Genomic DNA, 22,794 nt, shown 5'->3' with positions numbered 1-22,794 from the left:
TTAGGGAAAAACTAAAGATATAAAAAAAAGCGTTACCAAATTTAGTAACGCTTAAAGTATTTAAAAATTAACCTCTATTTGGTTATGTATTATATCATCAAAGGTTTCTTGTTTTCTGATTAAGTGGGCTTTGTTATTGTACCATAATATTTCGGCGGGTCTAAATCTAGAATTATAGTTACTTGCCATAGAGAAACAATAAGCCCCAGCATTTTTAAACCTTAAAATATCACCTTCGTTAATTTCGTTAATGCGCCTGTTGTTGCCAAAGGTATCGGTTTCGCAAATATAGCCTACCACAGAGTAGAAACGTTCACGCCCTTTAGGGTTAGAAATATTATCTATTTCGTGATGAGAGCCATAAAACATTGGTCTTATTAAATGATTAAACCCAGAGTCTACTTGTGCAAAAACAGTAGATGTAGTTTGTTTAACAGCATTTACTTTAGTTAAAAAATGACCAGATTCGCTCACTAAAAACTTACCAGGTTCAAAAGCTAAGGTTAAATCCTTACCGTAGCTTTTACAGAACGTATTAAACTTAGCTGAGAGTTTTTTTCCTAACTCTTCAATATTTGTTTCAATATCTCCCGTTTTATAAGGCACTTTAAAACCAGAACCAAAATCTATAAATTCTAGGTTTTTAAAATGTTTGGCAGTATCAAATAATATTTCACTTGCATAAAGAAAAACATCAATATCTAGAATATCGCTACCGGTATGCATGTGTATACCGTTAATATTCATCTTGGTATTTTCTACAATACGAAGCAAATGTGGAATTTGATGAATAGAAATACCAAATTTAGAGTCTATATGCCCTACAGAAATATTGGCATTACCACCAGCCATAACGTGAGGGTTAATGCGAATACAAACAGGGGTATTTGGGTGTTTTGTCCCAAACTGCTCTAAAATAGATAAGTTATCGATATTAATTTTAACTCCAAGTGTTGCAGCACTTTCAATTTCATCAAGCGATACACCGTTGGGTGTGTAAATAATTTGTTCTGGCGAAAACCCAGCAGCCAAACCCAATTGTACTTCCTGTATGGAAACTGTATCAATTCCAGAGCCTAATTTTTTAAAAAGTTTTAAAATAGATATGTTAGATAAGGCTTTAACCGCATAATTTATTTTTAAATGCTTTACATCTTTAAAAGCATTAGTTAGTCTTTTATATTGAGATTCTATTTTTTCAGCATCATATACATATACAGGACTTCCGTATTCGTTTGCAATAGTAACTAATTCGCTATTTTTCATCAGTTTTTAATAATTTTTGGCAAAGATATTTTTTTCGTTTCAAAAACAAACAAATAACTAAAAATTATACAAATTAAACATCTTGTTAATTATTTAACATATAAAATATTATGTAATTTTCTTAAAAAGTTCAATACTGCGTTAAATATTAGAATAATTAATAGTGATTATTTACTTTTGCTATTCTTAAAACCGATATAGGAAATTATGAACTTACACGAATATCAAGGAAAAGAAATATTAAGCAATTTTGGAGTACGTATTCAGCGAGGTATCGTTGCACAAAACGCTAATGAAGCTGTAGCTGCTGCAAAACAGCTAACAGCAGAAACCGGTACAAGTTGGCATGTTATAAAAGCACAAGTTCACGCTGGTGGACGCGGAAAAGGTGGTGGTGTTAAACTAGCTAAAAACTTAAAAGAAGTTGAGGAAATTGCAGGACAAATTATTGGAATGAACCTAATTACACCTCAAACTTCAGCAGAAGGCAAAAAGGTACACCAAGTTTTAGTTGCTGAGGATGTATACTACCCTGGAGAAACCGAGACAGATGAATTTTACATGTCTGTACTACTTAACAGAGGTACTGGTAGAAATATGATTATGTATTCTACTGAAGGAGGTATGGACATTGAAACAGTTGCTGAAGAAACTCCTCATTTAATCTTTACTGAAGAAATAGATCCAGCTGTAGGTTTGTTACCATTTCAAGCTAGACGTGTAGCCTTTAATTTAGGTTTATCTGGTATGGCATTTAAGGAAATGACAAAGTTTGTTACTGCTTTATACACAGCTTATGTAAAATCTGATTCTTCTTTATTTGAAATAAATCCTGTTTTAAAAACAAGCGATAATAAAATTATGGCTGTTGATGCTAAAGTTACTATAGATGACAATGCCTTATACAGACACAAAGACTATGTTAACTTAAGGGATTTACGTGAAGAAAACCCTATAGAAGTTGAAGCGAAGGAAGTTGGTTTAAATTATGTGGATTTAGATGGTAATGTAGGATGTATGGTAAATGGAGCAGGTTTAGCCATGGCAACTATGGATTTAATTAAACAAGCAGGAGGAGAACCAGCAAATTTCTTGGATGTTGGTGGTACAGCCGATGCTGCTAGGGTAGAAGCTGCATTTAAAATTATTTTAAAAGATCCAGCAGTTAAGGCGATTTTAATTAACATTTTTGGTGGTATTGTGCGTTGTGATCGTGTAGCACAAGGCGTAATAGATGCTTACAAAAATATGGGTAATATTAACGTGCCTATTATAGTAAGGTTACAAGGTACTAATGCAGATATAGCAAAAGAATTAATAGATAATTCTGGTTTAGATGTGCTTAGTGCAACTCAATTCCAAGAGGCTGCCGATAAGGTGCAAGCTGTTTTAGGATAAAAAAATTATAACTTATAATATTTTAAGAGCGACCAATTATGTGTCGCTCTTTTTTTGTGTTCTTTTCTCCCCTTTAGGTTTAGATTTTTGTTTCTCTGGCATTGGTCCCCTTAAATGAATAACTAAGCCATTTAAAAAATTTCTAAGAATTTGGTCGCCACATTCCATATACTTTGGGTGATCTTCTCGCCTAAAAAAAGCACCTAGTTCGCTTTTAGAAATTCTAAAGTCTACCAGCGCTAATATTTTTACAATATCGTCATCACGCAGTTTTAAAGCCACTCTTAATTTTTTTAAAACATCATTGTTAGTCATAATTTAATCTTATTTGGATTTTGTTATTGCATTTCATCGATTTTGTAAAGCAATGTATGTATTTCTAGCGTTTTTTTAATTTTTTCAAAGATACCTTAATTATTAGAAGTTTTTTTTCAAAATTTTAATTGTGATATTTGTATGTAAAATATTGAAAACCAAATATTTAAAACAATTTATTTGAATTAATAATCTTGATTATCAGAATGATAACATGCGTTTTTTTTAGACAAAAAAAGATACTATGTGATAAAAACAATAAAATAGCCGATAAATAACGTTCTGCTTTTCGATAAGAGGTGCTATATCAACGATTAGTACAAAATCTTTCTGTGTAAATTTATATTATAACAAAATTACCCTCAAAAGAATGATTAATAGAATGGAAAAATTGAGTCTTTTATCAGAAATGATTGCTTTTGCGCAATATGATAAAGACATACAGCAAATTGAATATAATTTTTTACTTGGAGTAGCTAAACAATTAGATATTTCTCGTGAAGATTTTGACTATTTAATCAATCATCCAATAAATTACACACATTTAAAGTCTCATAGCGAACGTATTGTTCAGTTTCATAGATTGGTTTTACTTATGAATATTGAACAGGAGCATTGTGCTAACAAAGCTTCGGCTGGTGTAGTAAAACTCTATAATTTTGGATTGCGTATGGGCTTAAGTCACGAGTCAATCTCAAAAGTATTGTATTTAATGGAAAGTTTTCCAAATAAAATAGTCCCTCCTGATGTTTTAATAGATATTTTTAAGACACAGTATAACTAATTAATGTTGACAAAAGTAAGTCGCAATTCGGCTGATTTTAGGAAAAGCTAAAAGGTTACACTTTTAGCTTTTCTAATTTTTCTTGATAGGTTTTTATATCGTCCCTTAACTGTGCCGCAATAATAAAATCTAATGCTTTAGCAGCTTCTTCCATAAGTTTGCGTTTTTCGCGAATTTTCTTTTCTAATTCTGGTTTAGTTAAATATTCGCTCTCGGGTTCTGCAGCTCTAGCAGCTTCTAATTCATAGCTATAAGTGCTTACCGAGTTTTTAGATAGTGCATTGTCTAAACTTTTGTTTAAGGCTTTTGGCTTTACATTATGTTCTGTATTGTAGGCAATTTGTTTTTCGCGTCTGTAATTGGTTTCATCAATAGTTTTTTGCATGCTGTTTGTTATTTTATCGGCATACATTATAGCTTTTCCATTTAGGTTTCTCGCGGCTCTACCAACAGTTTGTGTTAGTGAGCGGTTAGAACGTAAAAATCCTTCTTTATCGGCATCTAAAATAGCAACAAGTGATACTTCAGGTAAATCTAGTCCTTCACGAAGTAAGTTTACACCAACCAATACATCAAACAAACCTTTGCGTAGATCTTGCATAATCTCTACACGCTCTAGCGTATCTACATCACTATGTATATAGCGACAGCGAATTTGAATTCTTTCCAAATATTTGGTAAGTTCTTCTGCCATTCTTTTGGTTAGGGTAGTAACTAAAGTACGTTCGTCTTTTTCAACACGAAGCTGAATTTCCTCAATTAAATCATCTATTTGGTTTAAGCTTGGGCGTACTTCAATAATTGGGTCTAATAATCCTGTGGGACGAATTACTTGTTCTACGTAAACGCCATCGGTTTTCTGTAACTCATAATCTGCAGGAGTGGCACTCACGTAAATTACTTGGTTTTGAAGCGCTTCAAATTCTTCAAATTTTAAAGGGCGATTATCCATAGCGGCAGGAAGCCTAAACCCGTATTCTACTAAGTTTTCCTTTCTACTTCTATCGCCACCATACATGGCATGTACTTGCGAAATGGTAACATGGCTTTCATCTACCACCATTAAATAATCATCAGGAAAATAATCTAGTAAACAGAAAGGTCTAGTTCCTGGGGCTCTACCATCTAGGTATCTAGAATAGTTTTCTATACCAGAGCAATAGCCTAACTCTCTAATCATTTCTAAATCAAATTCTGTACGCTCTTTTAATCGTTTTGCTTCTAAATGTTTACCAATTTCCTTAAAATAGTCGTGTTGTTTAACTAAGTCGTCCTGTATCTCTTTTATAGCACCTTGAAGTACCTCTGGTGAGGTAACAAACATATTTGCGGGGTAGATATTTAGTCGGTCGTATTTTTCTAAAACTTCGTTAGTTTGAATATCAAAAGATTCTATATCTTCAATTTCATCACCAAAAAAGTGAATGCGAAACGCATCATCTGCATAGCTGGGAAATATATCTACGGTATCTCCTTTAATTCTAAAATTTCCATGACGAAAATCGGCTTCGGTCCTAGAATATAAACTTTGTACCAATTGATGTAGTAACTGTGTTCTTGAAATAACCTGATCTCTTTTTATAGTTATCACATTCTTTTGAAATTCTATGGGATTTCCTATACCATATAAACATGAAACGGAAGCAACAACCAAAACATCGCGTCTTCCAGAGAGCAGCGAAGAAGTTGTGCTTAATCGCATTTTTTCTATTTCCTCGTTTATAGAAAGGTCTTTTTCTATATAAACGCCAGAAACTGGTATATAAGCTTCGGGTTGATAATAGTCGTAATACGATACAAAGTATTCTACAGCATTATTAGGGAAAAATTGTTTGAACTCTGAATAGAGTTGAGCTGCAAGCGTTTTGTTATGTGCTAAAACTAAAGTGGGCCGTTGCACTTCCTCTATAACATTAGCTACAGTAAAGGTTTTACCAGAACCAGTTACCCCTAAAAGCGTTTGGTATTTTTCACCGCCAGTAATGCCATCTGTAAGTTGTTGTATGGCTTGGGGTTGATCGCCTGTTGGACTAAATTCTGATTCAATTTTAAATTTCATAAAAGGGAGTTGCCTAAATATTCAAAACATCTAAATTACTTAAAGTAGATGAGAATAGAAATTTAACTATTGAAAAAATAAAGATTAACGTTTTAAGGTAAAATGCCCCATAAATGTCCTGCCATCTTCTAAATTAACCTTAAACCAATAGTCTTCAGTAGGCATTAGCTGCCCGTTATAGGTGCCATCCCAACCATCAGAAGATGTTAACAGTTGCTTTAATAGTTTTCCGTAGCGGTCGTAAATGTATATTGTGCTATTGCCTTGGTTGTTTTCATCAATACCTTTTATTTGCCATACATCATTAAAGCCGTCTCCATTGGGTGTGAAAAACCTAGAATACCCAATTACCGAAATATCTAAAGTGGTAACGCCACAAATAGCATCTCTAACATAAATGGTATAAAACCCTGGTTTTACCCTATCGAAAAACGGATCGCTTTGATAATTTATAAAACTCGAACCAGCCTCAACTAAAGCATAATCGTAATCGCCCGAACCTAAATTTGTAGGATCTATAGTAACAGAATTATTTTCTGAAAGATCTACTACGGTAACATCATCCATGGTAATTGTAGCTTGTTCAGAAGCGGCAACACGTATTTCTCTAGATCTGGAACAACCTGTACCATCGGTTTTTGTTAGCGTAATGGTATAAGTTCCCGGATTTGAAACATTAATAGCTCTATCGTTTGATATAAATTGATTTGTTGTAGCACCATCTAAACTTGTCCAAAGCCATTCGTAATTGAATACTTCTCCTGGGTTATCTTCAAAAGGCTCTAAGGTAATCTCGAACGTAGGATCTGAAGTACATACAATTTGTGGCGACATTACTGTAAATTCGGGTAATGGGTTTACAACTAAATTTATTGTTGTTATTGCCTGACAAAGGAGATTATTAGGATTTATAACTTCTACTATAACGCTCTGGGTTGCAGATACAAATGGATTTGGTAAAGTGGGTTCTCCAGAATTTACACTTCCATTTTCATCAATATACTCATAAAATACTAGCATACCAGTTTGGTTGCCAAGAATTGCAGATGTAAATGTTGAGGTATCAAATGGATAAAAACCGTCATCATCAATATCTCCTGCACTTCCATCGCACACAATTTGCGGAGTAACATTGAAAGCTCTTGGTTGTTCATCTACAATAAAATCTACCGTGGTTTCATCATAACAAGCGCCATCAGGGTCTAAGGTATTGTTATTGGTAACTCTAACCGTTATGGTTTGATTTTCTGATAGAAAAACGGGTTGTATCGGACTAATTACAGGAGTGCCATCATTATAAAGTAATGGATTGCCACTAGCATTAAAATAAGTGATGGTAACATCTAATGGGTTTTGACCATTTAAAATATCAGCTTCTAGTTGTGAGACATCAAAGGGGTAGCTTAAAACCGAATCGCTTAAATCGTAATCGCATTGTCTTGCTATTGTTACAGGATTTGCAATGGGTAAAGCTTCCACATTTAATAAGTTAGGAAATTCTTCAAGACCTAAACAATCGTTACCCAAATCGCTCTTTACCCTAACCCAAATGTTTTGTGTATTAGGTGAATTTATATTCTCATGATTTGCTATATCCGCTATTTCGTTTATCTCTAATTCAGCATCTGTTTGGCTTTCATAAAAATGTACAGAAACATTAACTGTTGGAAATATGGATGATACAATTTCATTTCTTATTGGAGTCATGTCAAAAAATGCAGTACCATCACGATTATCTGCACCATCATCACATTGGTAAATTGGTGTGGGATTGTAGGATGCTAAAGCTGCACTGCTAGGATTAACTTCTATGGTTATTGGTGTAACCCTGTAACAGCCATTTTGGTTTTCTACCCTAATCCATTTAGTTTCTGGTGTAAACCCTAAAGCATCTTGATATGCCTCTGGAGCAACAATAGGGTTGACCTCATTTTCTGCTTCTGTTTGAGTTTCGTAATAGGTGAACGTTAGATTTTCATTAATAAAATTAGGGTTAATTTCTGTTTTTATATTATCTAAAGTAAGATTAAAAAATGCTTGTCCGTCGTTACTATTATCATCACACTGCGCATAAGTGTTTGGAGCAGCTACTTGAGGTAAACTAAACACTTCAACTTCAAAAGCGGTATCTGTATAACAATCGGTAAAAGCATTATTGTAAACTCTTGCATATATGGTTTGTAATCCTGCAACGGTATTATTAAAATTTGAAGGTGTTGTAATTATATTTGAATACGCGGCATCGGTAAAATATGATATACTGAAATCTGTTGCAGATTGTCCGTTTAAGATTTCTATTTCCTTTTGGGTTAAATCGAAAGTAATGAATCCATCCACATCAGTGCCTACAGAGGTATTGTCGCAATCCTGAAGCCTTGTCATATTTAAAGGTTCAGTTGGAATAGCAGATTCATAAACTTCTACATTAAAACTGGAAGTGGCGTAACACGTTGTATTGCTTGTGTTTTCTACTCTTGCATAAATAGTAGTAGTACCAGTTTCAAAAGGACTAGAAATAGGATTTAGGTTTGCATCTGCATCAGTTTGCGTTTCATGATAACTAATGGTTATATTTGGTTGCGTGCTTATGTTGTTGTTTTGAGAAGTTAAATCAAAAGGCATTGTGCCATTATTGTCATTATCGCACAAGCGTAGAGTAGGCGCTGTGTTTGCAATGGGTAAAACATCAACCTGTAAGCTCATTTCATCTGAATAGAGTCCACAACTATTACCGTTTAAATTTAGAAAAGCTCTATATCTATTGCCGTTAAACGTTAATGGAGTATTTGAAATGAGTAAGCTGTTTGTTTGAGAATTAGAATATGTTGCATCATCAATTATTGTAGTCCAGTTAATACCATCGGTTGATATTTCCCATTGAATACTATCGTAGGTTGAAGAAATTAATGAAATGTTATTGTCTGATCCTTCACACACAACTATATCACTAGGTTGCGTATCAATATGTATAGTGGCGGTATCTAAATAATCGGCATTGGGTATTGTGTAACCATCTGAAGCATTATTAACCAGTCCGTTAATACCTACAGTAGGAGTAATGTCTCCAAGAAAATTATCGTTGTTTGCATCAGAAAATCCAGCTTCAATAACATCGCTACAACCATCGCCATCACTGTCTGCATCAATATAGCTAAAAATAGAGTCGGCATCAAAATCGTTTATTATATAACCTATAGTATTGCTATCTGGAGCAGTTTCAGCAGCATCTACCCAACCATTTACTCCAACTGTTGGGCTATCTACAATACCATTTAAATCTGTATCGGATAATAAACCAAGTTCTCCGGTTTCAATTAAATCTGTTATGCCATCATTATCACTATCTAAATCGTAAAAATCTAATACACCATCTGCATCTGTGTCTATAGGACTTAATGTGATGTCAAAAATATCATCCAAACCGTTTAAGTCGGTATCAATTCCAGAAAGTGCCACTAATACGCCTTGATTTTCAACAAAATCTGGAATACCATCATTATCACTATCTAAATCAAATTCATCTTTTATACCATCACTATCATTGTCATTACTAAAACAGGTAAGTGCAAGAGTACCATTATAAGTGGAAGATTCGGTTAGACTTACCGATTTGTGTGTAAAGGTGAAACTGTTAACCTCACTTGCAAAAAACTCATAAGGTGCGGTTCCTGTTGGATTTGGGTTTATTTTGAAATGAATCTCAGAGCCTGAAATTTGGGTGATACCCGTTTCAAAAATTCCATCAAAATTTGTGTCTATTAGTAACCTGTCGTTTGGGTCAACAAGTGTAATGTTTTTGTTTGAAGGTGTTATGCGTGCAATAAAGAATTCTTCGGCTATAATATTGTGGGATACAGCTGTATTTTCTGAAAATTTTATATTCACAGGTTCTGTAAAGCTAATATTATAATTATTTTCGGCAACAGCACCAGCAAGCACTGTACTAGTAAATTCGCCTAAATTATTTCCTGTTAAGGTATTTGTATTTCCAGAACTATTGGTTTGCGAGTAGCTGCTACTGGCAATCGAGGTATTAACTGTGCCATCGTTAAACGTTAATATGGGGGCATTTATATTGGATAAATTTATTACAACATCACCTTTAGACTCGTCGCAATTTACAATACCATCATTATCGTTATCTATGTCTAAGTTATCTATAATACCATCATTATCTCTATCATCTGGACATATACTTACTGGGACTTCTACAGATTCTAGAGTTTCTCCAGTACAGGTAATAATACCAATTAATTTGTATTTGGCAGGAATAGTTGGCGTTATTGATGGCACATTTAGCGCTAAGGATTGGTAGCCAGAGCCATCATCGTAAAACCATTCGTAACTATCAAAGTTTTGTGCATTAGCCGCTTCTAATGTAATATTTGGTATACAATTACCAAGGGTAGCAAATTGCGCATCGAAATTTATTTCAGGATTTGAAGGAAACCCAGAATAAAAACTTCCTGAGGTAGCTGCGCCATTTACATTAAAATAGGCTACATAAAGTTCGTCGTTGCCCTGAACCGAAATATTATTGGACAAACCTGTGATTTTGTAAGTAACATAATCTGGTTTTCCGTCTACATTGCTCGGGCCAATTGTAGCAAAGTTTGTGAGTGGGAGGTTATTTACAGTAACAGTAGCGCCAACCTTGGTAACTATAGATAAACCACCACTGTATATGGTGGTTCCTATATTATCAATGTTTGCAATATTATCTATGTTTCCTCTGGTTTCGCAACTTAAAGGCGGTACAAAAAACATACCTTGATTAGCTTCAGAAGTAGAGCCAACACCTTGGTACGCAAACACATCTTGCGACGTTTCCACATACATGTTGCCAGCAGTATTAAACAAGTTGCCCTCAATTACGTAGTATTCTCCTGCATTAATCGTTGTAATTGGGGCATTGCCGTTTATACTAATGCTTGTATTATTAAAATGAGCAACAATTAAAACATTTTCCCAATTATTATTTCCTTCGCCTTTTACAAAAATGTATTCCCTACCAACTTTAGATAAACCTGCTATTTGGTCTATCCCATAATCTCTTCCGCCACCATCACCAAAACTTCCGTTTGCAGAACCACAATTTACTACTACAGGGTTATTTGATGTTACCAAACATCCAATTAATCCGTCTCTGTTTGTTATTGTTTGGTCTAAGCTATTACATGCTAGTGTATAGCTTTCACCTTCATTAAGTGTTACAGTTATAGGAAAAGTACCTGTATAATTTTTTATAACCAATCCTGCAGGAAGATTATCAAACGTAATTTGAGAATTATCTTCTGTAGCCATAACAGATACAAAACTAAGATAGTTGTCTTGAGGATTTTCGTTAGTATAGGTTCCAACTCTAAAAGTGGTACCTAAAGCAGAAGCGCCTTTACTAACTAGAGCACCAGCTTGGGCTCCATTGCCTGCATTCATTCTAACAGATACATAAATAGGGGCGTCTGCTTCAATAATATACCCTCTGTTGTTTGTAACTAAACTAGTTTGTGGAGAAGGTATAAATAACTGTCCGTTACCGCTACCTAAGCTAATTTCAACTGGGTTTGCATTAGAAACCGTACCGGTTATATAACCACTAGGTGGTTGACCAACAGGTATTATAGTATAGGGAACGTTACCACTACTTGGGGTAGATAAATAAATATATTGATCTTCTGGATTTGCATTTCCAAATTCCGAACTTGTTAATGGTGGTATATAGTGCTTTTTACTTAATTGGGAAAAGCCTTGGTAGCTTATTAAAACAACCAAACATACTAGGATGTTTTTTAAAAGATAGCTATTAATCATTTAAAATAAGTAAGCGTTTATAAAGAAATGGATACTAATGTAAAATATTAAATTTACTTAGACTGAAATAAACGTTTAAGGTTTAATTTTTAGTGTTGAAAAACTAAAATTAATTTTTAAAATAGATATTAATAGAAGGATGTTTTTACTATCGCTTTAATGCAAAATGTCCCTTAATATTAAAGCTTTCACCATCATGAACAATGTCTGCTGAAAACCAGTAATCATCGGCAGGCATATGCTGTCCATTAAACGTGCCATCCCATCCAAGAGCGGTGTGTGGTAACATTTTTAATAGTTTACCGTGCCTGTTGTAAATATATACTACTGTTCCTGGAAGTTGGCTAGCGCCTGTAATGTGCCAAGTATCAAAAAAACCGTCATTATTAGGTGTTAAAAACTTAGGAATATCGAATATAAATACCGTATCGTATGCTGGGTTGCAGCCATTTAGGTCTATTACTGTAATTTCATGGCGTCCTATAGGTACATTATCAAAAACGTTGGAGGTTTGTGGTTCACCATTATCTAAAATAAATCTATAATCGCCAGTAGCTGTTTGGTCTATATTTACAGTAATACTGTTAGGATCTGTAAAATTAACAGTGGTACTTGGGTTGAGTGGGGCTTGTTGAGATTCTATTACAGAAAAGTTTTTAGTAAAATTACAGCCCGTTACAGCTTTGGTTACATTAACCCAGTAATCGCCAATTTCGGTAACACTGTTAAGCGTTATTTCTGGTGAGGTTGCTCCGTTAGACCAAAGGTAGGTATCGCCGCTATTTCCAGTATTTGCATTTATTACTAAAGGTAAATCATCAGTACAAAATGCTACCACATCTTCTACGGGAATTACAGGTAACGGTAAAACAGTAGTAATAAACTCAGTAGTATCGTAGCAGCCAGTATTTCTATGTTCTAGCCTAACAAATATGGTTTCGCTTTGGTTTGTTTCATGTGAAAAATCTAGAAGATTTGTATCTTCCTCTGCATCAATTAGAGTTGTATGGTATGTGATTTCATATTCTGAAAAATTTTGAGAGCCTAAAATTTCATTAGCAGTTTCAAATAAATTAAACTGTAAAATACCATCAAAATCATCATCGCAGTATCTTAAATCATTTGGTTTGTTAGCTATTGGGTTTGGGTTTATTTGTAATGTAAAACTACCATAACCTATACAACCGGTATTTAAATCTTCCATTCTAGTATAAATAATGTGACTACTGGCACTGTAATTAAAAGTATTGTTTAGCACATTACTATTATTTTGGGCATCTGTTGCATTGCTAAAATAACTTATAGATACATTACTTAGGTCTTCCACAATTAAATCGTTCATTATTGTTAAATCGAAAGTATCAGTATCATTATCACAAATTTCATAGGTGCCATTAAATTGTATTGGCGGTAATGGTGTTACTACTAATTGAAGGGGTAATACAGTATAACATGTGGTAAGCGTATTTAAAACTTTAATATAAACCGTTTTAGAATCAGAATTATATGTGTTTGGATTGGTAATGGCTAGTGCATCGTTGTCAACATCTTCAATATTTTCAAAGTAGCTTACTACGGTGCCGGTTTGTACTCTATCAAAGTTTTCATATTGGGCATCGTCTAGATTAAATATTGTAAACCCGTCGTAATCATCATCACATAGCGTATATATTTCAGCATCAGAAAGATCTGGGGCAGCAACTACATTAATACCAAAATCTTCAATAATAAAACAATCTGAATCTTGATTATCTATTCTAACGTAAATGGTTTGCGGGTTTATGGTATTTGTAAATTCTAAAGGAATAGCATTAGTATTATCAATGGCGTTTTGTTCACTTGTAAAGAAGTTGATATCTAGGTTTGTTGTGGATCCTAGTGAGATTTGATTAATTTTTTTGTTAAGATCAAAAACACCAAAACCATCATTACTTTCATCGTCACAAATTAAAAACGAGGTAGGTACATTATAATCTGGGTTTGCACCAACCTCAATTAAAAACGATGCCGTGGCATTACAACTGGCATCGGTAATATTTTCCACCCTTACATAAATGGTTTGCGGACTAGATATGTTTGTGTAGGGTAGGGTTTTATCTATTGGCGATGTGTAAGCCGCATCCTCAAAATAATATACCTCTTTACCTGCTTGACCGTTTAAAATTTCTGAATCCCAATCTGAAAATATAAATTCCGTACGTTCGTCGTTATCATCTTCACATAATTGAAAATTACTAATAGCCGTTATAACGGGAAGCGTGTTTACTATAATATCTAAATTTGCTATAGCATAACAACCAGATCCTGGACTTTCTACCCTAACGTAGATGGTTTGAGTTGAGGTTTCAAAAGTAGTTCTGTTTGTTATGGCATTTGTGTTGTTGTTGGCATCGTCTATAGATGTAAAAAAATCTATATTTAATCCTGATGTGCTAGTAACAATTTCAGGAATTTTATCTTCAAGGTTTAAAACTGTTAAGCCGTCATCATCCACATCGCAAATTAGCCATGGTGAAGGTTGAGTTATTGGAGGGGCAGGACGCACTTCAATTTCAAAAGTTTCAATAGTGAAACATTCAGAAGTTAAACTTTCTATTCTTGCATATATTGTTTCTGTTGGTGCGGTATTGGTGTAAAATGGCGGTAGTTGATTAATGTTTGTTTCAGCATCGGTTTGATTTCCATAATAATACACTGTAAAATCGGTATTTCCGCCAGTAATAAGTGCATCAAAAGTAGCCATCTCGATACTTACCGTTCCATCGTCGTCGTCGTCACAATAAGGAATAGGCGCTAGGGGATTAAATACTAAAATAGGATTTACTATTAAATTAATATCCGATACTTCAGTACAATTTCCGTTGCCAATGCTTACAATTAAATTTGTTGGGTTTGAAGCGGTATAGATTTGATTTTTATCTAGTGGATTATTATTGTCATAATCTGTTTGGGTTTCATAAAAGGTTACTGTTATACCGGGAAGTTCGTTTGCTATATAAGTTTCTACAACAAATAAATTAAAATCTTCAACACCGTCATTTGTACCATCGTCACATAACGCAAACTCACCTGTATCGGTTCCTGTTAATAATAAATTGGTATGGATTTCGAGTGATACTACCGATGCGCAACCTGTTGTATTATCTTCAACACGTACAAAAACGGTCTGTACATCAGGCGTTATATTTTGGTAGTTTGTTTCGTTAGCTATGGGATTAATGCCTTCGTTAGCATCATCATAGCTTTCGTGAAATGTGGTAGTAACTCCTGTAAGGCCTTGTAAAATATCGTTAATGGCCTGTGTTAGGTCAAAGTTATCAGTGCCATCATGATCAGAATCACAGCCATCCAGAGGTACAGGTTCCCTATTTACAATAGGGCTGTTGGTAACCTCTACTGTTAAAGTACTCGTTGTGTAACAACCAGTTGTTGTATTTACAACTCTAACAAATAAAGACTCGGTAGGTGTATTAGTATTTATGTATGGTATAGGTATAGGGTTGTTTCCTGTATCGGCATCTAAGGCGTTGTAATGATAGGTTACAAATAAGTTGGTATCACCAGAAGTTATCTCGTCGTCCTTAACACTTAAATCTATGGTCGTTATACCGTCACTGGGGTCGTTATCACTATCACAAATAGGAAGGTTTGTGGGATTAGTAATATTAGGTATGGTGTTAACAACAATATTAAATGTAGTGTAGGCAACACAACCAGAATCTAAATCATCAATCCTTACATAAATTGGTTGAGATAATGATGTATTTTGAATGGGATTTGTTATTGGGTTGGTGCCAGATCTTGCATCAGTATCAGATAGATGGTAGCTAAAGGTATAATTTGTAAATGATACGATACCTGCAAGTTCTGCATCTTTAGTAGATAAGTTGAAGGTTTCTACTTCGTTGCCACTTAAATCGTCACAAAGTTCGTAATTAGAGATGGCGTTTAGTGTAATTTCATTTTGAATGGTAACCACAATTTCATCCTCTTCAACACAACTAGAAGAACCTAAAGGCGTTGTAATTTCAACTTTATAAGTGCCACTTTGGGTAACGTTTAATGTAGTATTGGTAGCTCCAGGAATGGGAGAGGTGCTTCCATTTAAAAACCATTCGTAAGTAGACGAAGGATTTTGTATATCTGCATTGAGGTTAACAGAGCTGGCACAAGTTGTAATGTCTTCCCCTAGGTCTAATATTCTAAAGCTATCACCTTCAATAAAAACGGCGGAGTCGAATCTTTGGTCGCTTTGGTCTGCAATTACTAATTTTATGTGGTATTGTACGTAAGGCGTTATAGATGCGGTTGCTGTAAGTACTTCTGTTCTTCCGTTGTAATTGGTGTCTCCAATGTTATAACCATCAAAATACTCCTCGTTTTGTGCGGCACAAACCCCTACAATTTCATCGTGTACTGTATTGGTGCTTACTGGTGTTGAGGTGCCTGGTATTACAGCAATATTTTGATAGGGACCAGTACTGCTTGCTTCTCTAATAAGAAATGCGAAACCGTCTGAAAACTGACAAGGATTAATGCCTGAGTACTCTTCTGAAGCTAAAAGGTAATTAAACTGTACTTGATTGGAAATTGATACAAAATCGAATTCAATCGAAGTTGCATTTAAAAAGTTATTGTTACCTAAGGCTGTCTCAAGATCGGTATCTGTTCCCCAAGTGGTTGAACCCTCACTAAGATCGGTTGTTGTTAGATTGTTACCACCAGATTCTGCATTGCCTGTGGATAGCATAATACCACTTTCAAAAGGAAAATTAGAACCGCCACGATTAAACTCTGCAAAGCTTCTAAAACCATTGGCATCACCGTTAACACTAGAGGTTATGTTTGAAACTTCTACACAACCGTCCACTAAATTATCCTCAATAAGTTGATTTATAGTAACATTTCCATTAACGCTAATTTGTTGTGCCACAAGCGAGTATGCACTCAACAAAAGTGTAATTACTATAAAATTGAAATGTGGGGGCTTTTTCAATGTATTTAATTTGGGTAAAATTACAACTTTTAAAAGATGATTTGAAACGTCGAAAGTAAATATATTTTAGACGAAACGCAAAAAAACCCGATAAAAAGCATTAAAAAAAGTTTTAATTAGCGTTTTAACGTAAAATGGTCTTTAAATATTCTCCCATCTTCTAGTAATACAGAAAACCAATAATCATCGGTAGGTAAGCGTTGGCCTCTAAACATACCATCCCAACCTTCTTCAAGTGGCGATAATTCCTTTAAAAGTTTACCGTACCTATTGTAAATAAAAATTTTTGTTTCAGATTGAAAAGCGCTGGAAATACCAAATACCTGCCAAGTATCATTATTACCATCATTATTTGGTGTAAAAAATTTAGGAAATCCAATTACAGATACGTCTTGCGGTACTACACCACAGTTGTTTTTAATATCCCTTACTAAAATGGTATAAATATCAGGTTTTACATTCTCAAAAGTGTTACTTTCTTGATACTCATAATTAGTAGTGCCATCTACGTTAATTAAGCTATACTCATAAACACCTTCACCTGAAGTATTTACTACAATACTATTATTTTGCGAGGCATCTGTAATTTCTATAGCGTTTATAGTAGCAATATTTGATGCTTCAATATTTACTGTTCTTGTTTTTGTACAGTTTGTTGTGCTATTGGTAACGTTTACTGTATAAGTACCAATTTGGTTAATCTCTATACTGTAGTCTTGCTCGCCCGTAGACCAACTATATGTATAGTCTAAGATGTTAGCGTTACTAACACCTGCATTTATTGTTATTGGTGTTGGAAAAAAATTAAGGCAATAGCTAGTAAAAGTTTCTGCTTCTATATCTGGTAATGCATTTACTATAAGATTCACTTCGCTTATACCATAGCAGTTGTTGCTATTTTCTACTCTAGCATAAATTTTTTGTGCAAACGCTGTAGTATTTGTATAAGAATTTTCTAAGCTGTTTTGTTCTAAAAGGGCATCGTTATAACTAGGGTAATATGTAATATCTAAACCAGTTGGGAGTCCGTTCACAATAGCATCATCTGCGTCGTTTAAGTTAAATGTATAAAAACCGTCTTCCACACCATCGTCGTCACATGTTGTAATATCTGTATCAAAAGTATCTGTGACGCTTACTTCTAGGGTTAATTCGGCATCGGTTATACAAGATGTAACATTGTTTATAACTTCAACATAAATGCGTTGTGGGTTAGAGCTATTAGCGAAGTTTTCGGGAGTAGTTATTTCAAGTGTTCTGGCCGCATCTACATAAAACTTGGTAGATAAATTATCTACATTATTCGTTAAAATTGCATTTGCTTCGTTTAAATTAAAAAGTGTAAAACCATCTAAAAACCCGTCTTCATCACATTGCAATATACTGTGGTCTATTCTGGTAGATGCTGGGTTTACAACTAACAATAATGTAGCGGTGCTTACACAATCTGGATTAAATGCATCTTGTATGCGAACAAAAATTTCTTCGTTAAATGCAATACTATTGTAGTAACTATCTGGTAGAATTGTAGAAGCTATACCTAATTCAGCTCCAGTTAAAGTGCTATGGTATGTAATTATTACATCTGAAGGATTTTGACCATTTAAAATTTCGCTGGTTTTACTGGAAAGTGTGAATATCGCTCGTCCATTTGTATCGTCTCCATCGCTTAAATCATCACAAATTACATAATCGGATGGAGGTCTAAAATCTGGACCAATATTAACCCTAATATTAAATTGAGCTAAATCAAAACATTCTGTAGTATTGTTAGTAATTCTTGTATAGATTATTTGCGGATTAGCTATGTTGGTATATGGGCTACTTAAAGCATTTATACCTATGTTGGCATCGCTTTCAGAAATATGATACGTTACGGTTACATCTGTTTGTGTTCCTAAAATATTACTAGTGTTACTTTCTAAATCAAAAGCCATGAAACCGTCGTTAAAAGGTGCTGTAATATCGCAGCTTTCTAAATTAATTGGTACACCAGACGTATCAGCATCATTAACAGGTGGGTCAGCAAACCTAGCAGTACCTGTCCATTCTAGCCAAAATGCACTTCGGCCAATGGGTCTGTCTATTACAATAAAATATGTTTCCCCTGCTTGCACATCGAGCCACTGTACAAAGCTATCGCCATTTGCACCAGGACCTTCGCTAGTATCAGATGAAGAGCCATTCATTCCCGTAAAATTACTTGTTAAACCTGCTTGCACGGGATTTGTAGTGGAGCAACGAATAGCGGTACCAATAGCACTACACGACACGTTGGGGCCAAAGACAAAAAAATCGTAATCTTCATTTATATCTGCTACAGAGGGCCTAATTGTAAATCCTAAAGTACCCGATGTAATGGTTGTAACCTTTAACCATACACTATTATTTTCTTGACTGGAGCAATTTATCCCAACACCTAGTTCTTGAGTACCAACGCCATCAACATCTAAATTTAATTGGGAGTTGCCACAGGCTATTACGGCATCAATACAATCGGTAGGTTCTTGTGCTGTAATTGCACCATTACAAAGCACAACATAGAAGCATAGTATTAGTTTTAGATATAATTTCAATCTACTAGTTTTTTAATGTAAAGTGGTCTTTAAAAACTCTTCCATCTTGAAGTTTAACAGAGAACCAATAGTCGTCTGAGGGTAATATTTGCCCATTCATTAAACCGTCCCAACCGTCACCCAGTGGTGATAGTTCTTTCATAAGCTTACCATACCTATTATAAATCATGATTTTAGTATCTGGTTGAAACATTTCAGATACACCGTACACTTGCCACGTGTCATTTTGCCCATCGTTATTTGGAGTGAAGAATTTGGGAAATCCAATTACAGATACAGCATCCTCAACAAAACCACAATTATTTTCTACATCCTTAACCGCTACGGTATAAATTCCTGGTTTTACGTTTTCAAAAATATTACTGTCTTGGTAAGGTATTGTAATACTTTCAACTTTATTTATAAGGCTAAATTGATAAACACCTTCTCCTGAAACATTTACGGTTATTTTGTTGTTTTGAGTTACATCTATCACTTCAATAGACTCAAAAACTGCGAGATTAGAAGCATCTACCGTTACAACTCTTTCAGATGAACACCCTGTAACGATGTTGGTAACTGTAACATTATAAGTGCCCGCAGCATTAATATCTATTTGATATGTTTGTGCTCCTGTGGACCAATTATACGTAAAATCAGAATAATTAGAACCTATAAGGCCAGCATTAATTGCTATTGGTTCTGGGAAAAAATTGGTACAATAATTTGCAAACCCATTATTTTCAATTTCTGGTAGGCTATTTACGGTTAAAATCACTTCGCTTATGCCGTAACAATTATTATCGTTTTCTACTCTTGCATAAATGGTTTGCGAAAAAGGTTCAATATTGGTGTAAGTTTCATTTAGACTATTTAGTTCTAAAAGGGCATCCTCATACGTTTCATAGTAAGTAATATTTAAACCAGCAGGTAGCCCATTTGTAACAGCACTATTTGCATTTGTTAGGTTAAATACATAGAAACCATCATCTAAACCATCATCATCACAAACGGGAATATTGGTGTTAAAAGAATCTGTAACGCTAACATCAAGGGTTAGCTCTACATCTACTTTGCACTCGGTTTTAATATTATAAACTTCGGTATAAATTATTTGTGGGTTTGAACTATTAAAATACATTTGGGCATCTACAACAGGAACGCTTCTTGCAGGATCTTCATAAAATCTAGCAGATAAACCCTCAACACCGCCTGTTAAATTAACAATAGCCTCTTCTAAATTAAATAATGTTAAACCATCTTTGGTGCCGTCTTCATCACATTGCAATAGTGTATGGTTAAATCCAACGGGGTTTTCGTTAAAAACAACAAATGCCTGACCTTCAATGGCACATTCACCATTGTTGGGGTCTATAAACACTTCGTAATGGCCAGCTTCTGTTACTAATAAATCAAATGTGTTATTGGTTATCGCTACATCATCTTTTGTCCAGCTATACGTTGCCCCAGGAACAATTTCAGAGGTTAGTGTATACGTGCTGTTTTCGCATAAATTTAAGTTTATCTGGCTTTCCCCATTTTTTATAATATCAATTTGTGCATTAAAAAACGAAGCTACAAAAGGCGGTAGTCCTTGTGACGATTGTGTAGGAGATAGATTAATACTGTTATGCCTATAATCGCAAGCGATACCAGCTTGGTTTGGGTTTTCTATAGTGCTTAATCCGCTTAAACCTTGCGAGTAAGAGGCACTTAAAGCTCTGTATATTTTTCCGTCCGGACCAAGTTGAAGAGCGCCTCTATATAATTGCCTCTCATCGAGAATGGTTTCGGTAGTTTGAAAATTGGTCGCAGTTAAATCGAATTGATATAAGGTTGCAAAATGATTAGCAGGATTATTGGAAATAGCTGGATTTTGATCGAAAAAATCGTTTGTAGCGTTTATGTACAACAAATTACTATTTGGTGAAAACTCTACACCATAAGGAAAAAAAGTGTTGTTAGGGGCACTGAAGGTTACAGATTTTTGGTTGGATACTATGCCCGTATCAGAATCAAAATCATAAATAAACATGCCATCACTTACATTGGCACAAGCTAGTCTTTCACCATCTGGTGATAGTTTTAAATAGCCTCTAGCATCTGTTATATTAATTGGAAATGCAGATTTTACAGAATTTGTATTTACACCGGTGTTAGAAATTTCAAAAGCATGAAAGGTATTATACACTGGCTCGGTACCATCTAATGAGGCAAAAGATAAAAGCCAGAAAGAGCCATTTAAACAATCTTTTACTACAGCAGTAATTTTTTCGGAGCAGTTTTTTAATAGGTTAACGTTTTTAGTGGATACCGACCCTAAACCACCGTTTAACGACATATCTACGATAGAGTAGTTAAGACCTAGGTTTACATTATCAATAAAATTATCAACCGTAAATACGTAGAAGATGTCGGTATCATTGGGTTTGGGTACAATTATTGCAGATTGCGTACTAGAGGAATCTCCATGTAGGCCAGTACCATTGGACATTACATTATGGTTTCTATTCCAAATGGTAACACCATCGGTATAGAATAATAAATTACCTTGTACATCCGAGATGCTGGAACACCCTTCTCTAGTATTTAATTGTCCGTCTGTAACAACGTTTACACTATTGTTATCGAGATTAAAATTAAGACCAGCATTTTCACCAAAGTACCAATTAGCAGCCTGTCTTTGGGCGTGTAACCCTAAGGTGGTAATGCATAATAGAACTAATACAATTTTTTTTTTCATCTTTCACACAGCAAACGCTATCAAAGATATTATAAATCTCGCTTTTTTAATAAACTATACGATAAAAAGATGAATAGTGCAGTCCAACCTAAAACTATAACTATTTCGTGCCAATGTACGGCGTAGTCGTAAACCAACTCAGCTTTTTCAGGAAATTTTGTCATAGCAACACGCTGGAAAGGTTGGTCTATAAGTTTGTACATAGATTCTAAAGGCATAAAGCGTTTTACTTTAAAGGCACTTTCGGTATTTCCTAATATCTCATAAGACCCCCAAAATACAATCCATTCAACTATGTAGAGTACAAACAAAAATGCCAAAGCAAAAGCAGAACGTTTTACTAGCATACCTAAGAATAAACATAGGCTAAAAAAGCCAACTAGTTTCACAAAATATGCCAACAAAAAGTTTATTTCTTGAATAATAATGCCAAATTCATTATAGCTAGAATAATACAAGCCAATACACAACGATATTAACCCAATTAAAATGGTAGACACAAACGAAAAGAATACGATGGTATAAAATTTAGAGAGGATAAATTCCTTTTTGCTCAAGCCATCTATTAAATTCTGTTTTAAGGTTTTGTTGCTGTATTCATTCCCAATCATACTTACCACTACTATAGCAAAAAAGAATTTAAACTGTGATGAAAAAAATGTAGTTAGGTGCCAGATTATAGGAAAATTAAAAACTCCTAGTTCCCCCAATTCTAGAGTAAAAAAACCAAAAACATTAATTTTAAGGGATGATAAAAGAATAACAAAAAACGGTAAGATAAACGATATAAAAATAAGTACTTTACTTGTTTTGTTAAGCAGTAACTTTTGTAATTCTAGTTGTAAAAGTCGTAACATTGGTAGTGGG

10 protein-coding genes are annotated in these 22,794 nt (G+C 34.4%); 2 read left to right on the top strand and 8 right to left on the bottom strand.

Translation table 11 applies throughout. The features are described from left to right. Positions 1 to 60: 60 nt before the first annotated feature. Entirely contained in the window at positions 61 to 1,266 is a 1,206-nt protein-coding gene (lysA, locus tag CLV33_RS04600) for a diaminopimelate decarboxylase (protein ID WP_105472905.1), read from the bottom strand. A 207-nt stretch (positions 1,267 to 1,473) separates the two neighbouring features. Here lysA and sucC point away from each other — a divergent pair, with 207 nt between their 5' ends. Beyond that, the gene (sucC, locus tag CLV33_RS04595) at positions 1,474 to 2,664 is read left to right on the top strand and encodes an ADP-forming succinate--CoA ligase subunit beta (protein ID WP_042245790.1); all 1,191 of its coding nucleotides are present in this window, start codon (positions 1,474 to 1,476) and stop codon (positions 2,662 to 2,664) included. Between the two features lie 36 nt (positions 2,665 to 2,700). Here sucC and CLV33_RS04590 read toward each other — a convergent pair whose 3' ends face one another. After that, positions 2,701 to 2,979 carry a DUF1456 family protein gene (locus CLV33_RS04590; RefSeq protein ID WP_105472904.1) on the bottom strand — a complete coding sequence of 93 codons (279 nt, stop codon included), beginning with the start codon at positions 2,977 to 2,979 and terminating at the stop codon, positions 2,701 to 2,703. A 370-nt stretch (positions 2,980 to 3,349) separates the two neighbouring features. Between CLV33_RS04590 and CLV33_RS04585 the strand changes: the two genes are divergently transcribed. Beyond that, entirely contained in the window at positions 3,350 to 3,763 is a 414-nt protein-coding gene (locus CLV33_RS04585; RefSeq protein ID WP_105472903.1) for a hypothetical protein, read from the top strand. A gap of 55 nt (positions 3,764 to 3,818) precedes the next feature. Here the strand turns inward: CLV33_RS04585 and uvrB are convergent, their stop codons facing one another. The 6 genes from uvrB to CLV33_RS04555 all read right to left on the bottom strand — a co-directional run bounded on the left by uvrB (position 3,819) and on the right by CLV33_RS04555 (position 22,784). After that, positions 3,819 to 5,822 carry an excinuclease ABC subunit UvrB gene (gene uvrB / locus CLV33_RS04580; RefSeq protein WP_105472902.1) on the bottom strand — a complete coding sequence of 668 codons (2,004 nt, stop codon included), beginning with the start codon at positions 5,820 to 5,822 and terminating at the stop codon, positions 3,819 to 3,821. A gap of 84 nt (positions 5,823 to 5,906) precedes the next feature. Further along, positions 5,907 to 11,633 (bottom strand): T9SS type B sorting domain-containing protein, encoded by a 5,727-nt coding sequence (locus CLV33_RS04575; protein ID WP_105472901.1) that lies wholly within the window; start codon positions 11,631 to 11,633, stop codon positions 5,907 to 5,909. A 148-nt stretch (positions 11,634 to 11,781) separates the two neighbouring features. Next, positions 11,782 to 16,629: a T9SS type B sorting domain-containing protein gene (locus tag CLV33_RS04570; protein WP_244906381.1), complete on the bottom strand. Its 4,848-nt coding sequence runs from the start codon at positions 16,627 to 16,629 to the stop codon at positions 11,782 to 11,784. A gap of 116 nt (positions 16,630 to 16,745) precedes the next feature. Next, positions 16,746 to 19,205: a T9SS type B sorting domain-containing protein gene (locus CLV33_RS04565; protein ID WP_105472900.1), complete on the bottom strand. Its 2,460-nt coding sequence runs from the start codon at positions 19,203 to 19,205 to the stop codon at positions 16,746 to 16,748. A gap of 4 nt (positions 19,206 to 19,209) precedes the next feature. Further along, positions 19,210 to 21,927 (bottom strand): T9SS type B sorting domain-containing protein, encoded by a 2,718-nt coding sequence (locus tag CLV33_RS04560; RefSeq protein ID WP_105472899.1) that lies wholly within the window; start codon positions 21,925 to 21,927, stop codon positions 19,210 to 19,212. 29 nt (positions 21,928 to 21,956) lie between these two features. Beyond that, the gene (locus CLV33_RS04555; protein ID WP_105472898.1) at positions 21,957 to 22,784 is read right to left on the bottom strand and encodes an ABC transporter permease; all 828 of its coding nucleotides are present in this window, start codon (positions 22,782 to 22,784) and stop codon (positions 21,957 to 21,959) included. Positions 22,785 to 22,794: the final 10 nt, after the last annotated feature.

Source organism: Jejuia pallidilutea (assembly GCF_002973595.1).
GTDB lineage: Bacteria > Bacteroidota > Bacteroidia > Flavobacteriales > Flavobacteriaceae > Jejuia > Jejuia pallidilutea.
Note: the sequence above shows the minus strand (reverse complement) of the source record. Positions and strands in the feature narration are given on the sequence as shown.